The following is a 6,113-nucleotide window of genomic DNA, read 5'->3' as shown; positions in this document are numbered from 1 at the left end:
CCGCGATCGCCCGGCGCGGGCCGCCGCGCGCCTGACCGGACCACCCCTCCGGTACGCCCCGACGCGCCACGCCCTGCCCTGCCGCGTCCCGTCGCGTCAACCGCGACGCACCCCGCCCGCCTTCCGGGCCCCACCGTTGATCGTCGAACGTTCCACCCGAGGTGCTGGTGATGCAGACCGTCTTCTCCACCGTCCTGCCGGACGTCCCCGCCGCCGCCGTGATCTGGCTGGCCCTGCTCGCGGTGGCGGCCGTCGTGGTCGCCGCCCTGGTCGTCCGCCCGACCCGGTTCCGCTCGGTGTTCGGCGAGCGGATCAGCGAGGCCGCCCGACCGAGCAGCATCGACCTGGCCGAGCAGGCCCGCGAGCGGGCCCGGGAACGCAGCCGGTACGCGGACGAGGTGGCCGTGGCCGCGTCCCGCGCGGCGACCACCGCCGAGCGCAGCCGTGCCGAGTGGCTGGCCGCCCAGGACGAGGCCGAGGAGGCCTGGCAGGCTTGGCAGGCGGCGGAGAGGGACGTGGACCGGCTGGCCGCCGCCGCGGCGCTCCCGCTGCCCCGGACCGCCCGCACCCCGGCCGAGTACGCGGACCGGGAGCGCTGGCTGCACCGGGCCGCGCTGGACGCCCAGTGGCGTAAGGAGATCAGCGTCCAGCAGCTCAGCGACATCCTCGGCGGGCGCGGCTGGGACCCGAGCCGGCACCCGGTGGAGCAGGAGCTGCTGCTGCGTCGCCTGGTCCGGGACAACCTGCTCGCCCGGCACCGCGCCGCCGCCGAACGGGAGCAGACCACCTGGCGGGCCGCCGAGACTGCCGCGGCCGCCGCGCGGAGCCTGCGCGAGGAGGCGTTCGCGGCGCTGCACCCGGTCGCCGAGCCGCAGGCCGCGTTCGCCATCGTGGGCTTCGCCGGGCCGGAGCCGACCCGGGAGCTGCCGACCGGGGTGGCGGGCGCCGAGATCACCCGGGAGCTGACCCCGGTGGCCCGGGGCCGGGCGGCCGTGGCGGCGTACTGACCGTCGGGCGGCGCCGGCCCGGCTCGGCTAGCGTGGTGGTGTGTCCCGTGAAGCCTGGGTGCTCGTCGCACTCGCCGCCGTCGTGGCGGCGGCAACGCTGGTCGGGGCGGTGCTGCTCGCCGTCCGGGTGGTCCGCACCCGTCGCATGCTGGGCGCGCTCGGCGCCGGTGGCAAGGTCGCGTTCTACGGCGCCCTGATCTACACGATCCTGCCGGTCGACCTGCTCCCGGACCCGATCTACCTGGACGACATGGGCGTGCTGGCCGGCGCGCTGTTCTACCTGGGTCGGCTGGCCGCGAAGCACCGGGCGGCGCAGCGCGCGACGGGTCCCGCCCCGGCCACCCGACTGCCCGACCCGCCCGGCGTCGCGCCGCGTCGATGACCGATCATCAGCTCGACACGAGCACGGCGAGCGAGGAGACGGCATGCCCGGCGACCACCGGTTGGATCCGCACGACCAGCGGGTCGCCCGCTTCTTCGCCGACCGGCACCTCGCCACGCTGACCACGCTGCGGGCCGACGGCACCCCGCACGTCGTACCGGTCGGGGTGACCTTCGACCCGGACGCGGGACTGGCCCGCGTGATCACCTCGGGTGGTTCGGCGAAGGCGCGGCACGTGGCGGCGGCCGGCCCGGCCGGCACGCCGGTGGCGGTCTGCCAGGTCGACGGCCGCTGGTGGCTCACCGTGGAGGGCCGGGCGGTGGTACGCCGCGACCCGGCGTCGGTGGCCGAGGCCGAGCGCCGGTACGCCGAGCGCTACCGCACGCCGCGCCCGAACCCCGAGCGGGTGGTCATCGAGATCGCGGTGACCCGGCTGTTGGGCAGCCTGCCCGACTGACGACCCGACGCGCCGTCTGTCCGCTTCCGTGGTGGCCCCGACCACGGCCGGAAATGGCTGATGCAGCAGGGCGGTTGCACTCTCCGTACGCCGAGCGCCACTCCCGGTGCCGCGTCTCCGACCGGAGCGTCGACCCCCGAATGGAGCTTCGTCATGAATCCGATCATCCGTAGGTGCCTGCTCTCCGTCGCCGGCCTGGCCGCCGCCGGCAGCACGATGGCGGGTCCGGCCGCCGCCCACGCCGCCCCGGCCCCGATCAAGGGCAAGGGCGACCGCAGCGCCGACTTCGAGTACCAGGCGCAGCCGAACTTCTTCTACTGCGGCCCGGCCTCGGCCCGGATCGCGCTCTCGGCCGAGGGCAAGGACGTCAGCCAGGACGAGCTGGCGGCCAAGCTCGGTACCACCGAGAACGGCACCGACTCGGCCATCGACATCACCCGGGTGCTGAACGAGTACACCGGCGGCAAGTACAAGACCACCGAGATCCGCGACGACGTGGCCACCCGGGAGCAGGTCGAGCGCCTGCGCGCGGACATCCGGGCCGCGGTGGACGCGGACCGGCCGGTGGTGGCGAACATCCTCGGCGGCGCGCGGGACGTCGACGGGGTGGAGCACAGCTACCCGGGCCACTACCTGACCGTCGTGGAGTACAAGGACGACGGCAACACGGTGCTGATCGCCGATCCGGCCCGGCCGGACGAGCCCACGTACTGGATGGACGTGACCGAGCTGGCCAACTGGATCGCCGGCCGCGGTTACAGCTCCTGACCCACTAGACCCGGACGGGCCGGCCTCCACGTGGAGGCCGGCCCGTCCGGGTCCGTCGTGCGGTCAGCGGGCGCTGTCGCCCTCGCCGGTACGCTGCTGCGCCATGTCGACGCCCTTGTCGATCTGCTGGTCGTACTTGCCGCCGGTGCGCTGGTCGGCCATGTCGCCTGCCCTGTCCAGACCCTTGTCGACCTGCTCGTCGTGCTTGTCGGCGAAGTCCTTGGCCTTGTCCATGAAGTCGCTCATGTCGGTTCTCCCTTCGGTACGTTGAAAGCCTTCCCTGAGGTCGGGAGCACAAACGCCGGACGGGCGTTCATCGCCCGGGTGTCGGATTCGCGCGCGTCGGGTACGAACGGCCACGATCGAGGAGGCGACGTGGACGACGACGCAGGTACGACCGGCCCGACGCGGCCGGCCCCGACGACCGGACCCCGGCAGACCTGGGCCGGGCTGCCCTGGCCGGTGCGCACGGCGGTCACCTGGAGCGCCTGCCTCCTGGTGATCGCGGCCGGGCTGTGGCTGCTCGGGCAGGTCGCGGTGCTGCTGGCTCCCCTGGCCGTGGCGTTGGCCGGCACGCTCTTCCTCGCCGCGCTGCTCGACCCGGTCCTGGTCCGGCTGCGCCGGCTGCGGGTGCCGGCCGCGCTCGCCGCCCTGCTCTCCATCCTGCTGCTGCTCGGCATCCTGGTCGGCGTCGGCGCCCTGGTCTGGAACCTCACCGCGAGCCAGTTCGGCGAGTTGAGCCAGCAGCTCGACGAGGGCCTGCAACGCAGCCGCGACTTCGTCACCTCCACCCTCCCGGTCACCGACCAGCAGCTCGACCGGCTGGTCGAGCAGGTCCGCCAGGGGCTGAGCAGCGGCGCGCCCGATCCCGTCTCCGGCGCCCGCCGCGCCGCCGAGGTGGTCGGCTCGCTCCTGCTCGGGCTGGTGCTGCTCTTCTTCCTGCTCAAGGACGGCCGCTCGATGTGGCGTTGGGTGCTGCGTCGGATGGCCGGTCCGCGACGCGACCTGACCGCCGAGGCGGGCCGGGCCGGCTGGCGGACGCTCGGCGCGTACAGCCGGGGCACGATGATCATCGCGGCGATCGACGCCCTCGGCATCGGGCTGGCGCTGGTCGTGCTTCGCGTCCCGCTGGCGCTGCCGTTGGCCCTGATCACGTTCCTCGGCGGATTCGTGCCGATCATCGGCGCCACCGTCGCCGGCGCGGTGGCGGTGCTGGTCGCGCTGGCCGCGAACGGCCCCACCACGGCGCTGCTCACGCTGGCCGCGGTGATCGCGGTGCAGCAGATCGAGGGCAACCTGCTGGAGCCGCTGGTGATGCGGCGGCAGGTGCAGCTGCACCCGGCGGTCATCCTGGTCGTGGTCACCGCCGGCACGCTTGTCGCCGGAGTGGCCGGCGCGTTCGTCTCGGTGCCGATCGCCGCCGTGCTGTGGCGGGTGCTGGACACCGTGCAACGGCACCGCTCGGGCGAGGTCACCCGTACCGCCGAGGCCACCGGCTGACGTCAGGCCGGGTGCGGCTGGCGCAGGTGGGTGACGAACCACGTGCCGGCCTGGTCGGCCACCTGCTCCAACGTGCCGGGCTCCTCGAACAGGTGGGTGGCGCCGGGCACGATCCGCAGCTCGGCCACCTCCCCCAACGCGTCCTGGGCCTGCTCGTTGAGCACGATCACCTGCTCGTCCAGGCCGCCGACGAGCAGCAGCGTCGGTGCGCGTACCGCCGACAGTGAGCTGCCCGCCAGATCCGGCCGGCCGCCCCGGGAGACCACCGCGCCCACCCGCTCGGGTCGGGTGGCGGCGGCGACCAGGGCGGCGGCCGCCCCGGTGCTCGCGCCGAAGAGCCCGATCGGGAGCCGTCCGAGTTCCGGGTCGGCGTTCATCCAGTCGACGATCCCGGCCAGCCGCTCGGCGAGCATCCCGATGTCGAAGCGCAGCTCGGCGGTGACCTCGTCGCGCGCCTCCTCGTCGACCGTCAGCAGATCCACCAGCACGGTGGCGAGCCCTCGCGCGTTCAGCGCCCGCCCGACGGCGACGTTGCGCGGACTGTGTCGCGAGCTGCCGCTCCCGTGCGCGAACAGCACCACGCCAGTGGCCCCCGAGGGCACCGACACGTCCCCGGTCAGCCCGCCCTCCACGACCGGCACCGAAACCTCACGCACACCCCTCACCCCCGCTCCCCCATACCCCCCTCTCCCGCGATCATGAGGGCCACCACCCAGCTTCGGCGCTCGACGGCGGACCGCTCCGAGATCTTGGTACGGGCAGGCCCCATAGGGGCCGTTTCGTACCAAGATCGCCCGACGGCCTGGCGGCTCGGCGGCCCGGCAGCTCGGCCCCGGCTCGCGAAGCGACACGTACCTTCTCAGCGATATACCGCTGGGTCATAAAGATGACTCAGCGGTATATCGATCATTCGGAGATCGGCCTGCGAGCCTGCTGCGCCATCGCTCACGCGACGCGACCGCGGGGTTGCCTTGACGTCGGCGACAAGGTTTAGCGTCGGCACCAGAGACGGACGGGGGAACGCGGATGCGGATCGGGGAGCTGGCGGAGCGGGCCGGTACGAGCGCCCGGACCCTGCGCTACTACGAGACGCAGGGGCTGGTCCGGCCGCGCCGGTCGGCCAACGGATACCGGGTCTACGACGAGGCGGAACTGCGCGTCGTGCACGAGATCCGTTCCCTGCTGGCGATCGGGTTCGGTCTGGACGACATCAGGCCGTTCGTCGCCTGCCTGCGCGCCGGCCACGACTCCGGCGACGTCTGTCCCGACTCGGTGGCGGTGCTGCGCCGCAAGCTGGCCGAGGTGGACGACTACCTCGACCGGCTCGGCGTGGTCCGCCGCCGGCTGCACGACCAGCTCGCCCGCGCGATCGCAAATCGGGAGGAAACATGCCTCAGGACACGCAGACCGGCCGGTTGACGGCGGTCACGGACGCCACGTTCGCGACCGCCGTGCTGGCCGCCGACCGGCCGGTCGTGGTCGACTTCTGGGCCGAGTGGTGCCCGCCCTGCCGGGTGGTGTCGAAGCACCTCGCCGAGCTGGCCGAGGAGTTCGGCGACGAGCTGCGTTTCGTCACCGTCAACACCGACGAGAACCCGGCGAGCACGCGGGCGTACCAGGTGATGTCCGCCCCGACGATGCTCGTCTTCCGCGACGGCGCGGTGGTCGGGTCGATCGTCGGGTCGCGGCCGAAGAACCACCTGCGCCAGAGCTTCGCCGGTCACCTGGACGGTTGAGCCGCCGCCGGGCGGGAACGCGCGGGGTGACCACGGACCCCGACCGGATCGCGAGGATCTCCGATGGCGAAGAAGGACAGGTCCCGGGAGCGGGAACTCACCGACCAGGAACGCCGTAAGCAGGAGTTGGAGCGCTCGTCGGAGTGGGCCGACCGCGCCGCCGTGGCGCGTACCTCCGACGACCCGCGCGCGACCGCGCCGCGGGACGCCGGCGGACGCCCGTCCAACGGCCCACAGTTCTGAGGTACGCGCGCCGAGCGGTC

Annotated in this window: 10 protein-coding genes; 8 read left to right on the top strand and 2 right to left on the bottom strand. The window is 73.7% G+C overall.

What is annotated here, in order from left to right:
* Positions 1-170 precede the first annotated feature (170 nt).
* The 4 genes from HUW36_RS04740 to HUW36_RS04725 all read left to right on the top strand — a co-directional run bounded on the left by HUW36_RS04740 (position 171) and on the right by HUW36_RS04725 (position 2,614).
* The gene (locus HUW36_RS04740; protein WP_174526985.1) at positions 171-1,007 is read left to right on the top strand and encodes a hypothetical protein; all 837 of its coding nucleotides are present in this window, start codon (positions 171-173) and stop codon (positions 1,005-1,007) included.
* A gap of 40 nt (positions 1,008-1,047) precedes the next feature.
* Positions 1,048-1,389: a YkvA family protein gene (locus HUW36_RS04735; RefSeq protein ID WP_174526984.1), complete on the top strand. Its 342-nt coding sequence runs from the start codon at positions 1,048-1,050 to the stop codon at positions 1,387-1,389.
* Between the two features lie 43 nt (positions 1,390-1,432).
* Positions 1,433-1,846: a pyridoxamine 5'-phosphate oxidase family protein gene (locus HUW36_RS04730; RefSeq protein WP_174526983.1), complete on the top strand. Its 414-nt coding sequence runs from the start codon at positions 1,433-1,435 to the stop codon at positions 1,844-1,846.
* Positions 1,847-1,999: 153 nt separating this feature from the next.
* Complete coding sequence (locus HUW36_RS04725; protein WP_174526982.1) at positions 2,000-2,614, top strand: C39 family peptidase; 615 nt, start codon at positions 2,000-2,002, stop codon at positions 2,612-2,614.
* Positions 2,615-2,677: 63 nt separating this feature from the next.
* Here the strand turns inward: HUW36_RS04725 and HUW36_RS04720 are convergent, their stop codons facing one another.
* Entirely contained in the window at positions 2,678-2,860 is a 183-nt protein-coding gene (locus HUW36_RS04720; RefSeq protein ID WP_174526981.1) for an antitoxin, read from the bottom strand.
* A gap of 129 nt (positions 2,861-2,989) precedes the next feature.
* Between HUW36_RS04720 and HUW36_RS04715 the strand changes: the two genes are divergently transcribed.
* Positions 2,990-4,114 carry an AI-2E family transporter gene (locus HUW36_RS04715; protein ID WP_174526980.1) on the top strand — a complete coding sequence of 375 codons (1,125 nt, stop codon included), beginning with the start codon at positions 2,990-2,992 and terminating at the stop codon, positions 4,112-4,114.
* Positions 4,115-4,116: 2 nt separating this feature from the next.
* On the opposite strand, the gene HUW36_RS04710 is transcribed toward HUW36_RS04715, so the two are convergent.
* Positions 4,117-4,779: a dienelactone hydrolase family protein gene (locus HUW36_RS04710; protein ID WP_174526979.1), complete on the bottom strand. Its 663-nt coding sequence runs from the start codon at positions 4,777-4,779 to the stop codon at positions 4,117-4,119.
* Between the two features lie 361 nt (positions 4,780-5,140).
* Between HUW36_RS04710 and HUW36_RS04705 the strand changes: the two genes are divergently transcribed.
* From HUW36_RS04705 to HUW36_RS04695, 3 genes are all read left to right on the top strand, one after another.
* Entirely contained in the window at positions 5,141-5,533 is a 393-nt protein-coding gene (locus HUW36_RS04705) for a MerR family transcriptional regulator (RefSeq protein ID WP_174526978.1), read from the top strand.
* Positions 5,503-5,850: a thioredoxin gene (gene trxA / locus HUW36_RS04700; RefSeq protein WP_174526977.1), complete on the top strand. Its 348-nt coding sequence runs from the start codon at positions 5,503-5,505 to the stop codon at positions 5,848-5,850. The genes HUW36_RS04705 and trxA overlap by 31 nt, the downstream gene beginning before the upstream one ends.
* Before the next feature lie 63 nt (positions 5,851-5,913).
* A complete protein-coding gene (locus HUW36_RS04695; RefSeq protein WP_174526976.1) occupies positions 5,914-6,093 on the top strand; it encodes a hypothetical protein in 180 nt (59 codons plus the stop codon).
* Positions 6,094-6,113 lie beyond the last annotated feature (20 nt).

This window comes from Micromonospora maritima, assembly GCF_902825405.1.
Taxonomy (GTDB): Bacteria; Actinomycetota; Actinomycetes; order Mycobacteriales; family Micromonosporaceae; genus Micromonospora; species Micromonospora maritima.
The sequence above is the reverse complement of the archived record's forward strand: the minus strand, read 5'-3'. Positions and strand labels throughout refer to the sequence as shown.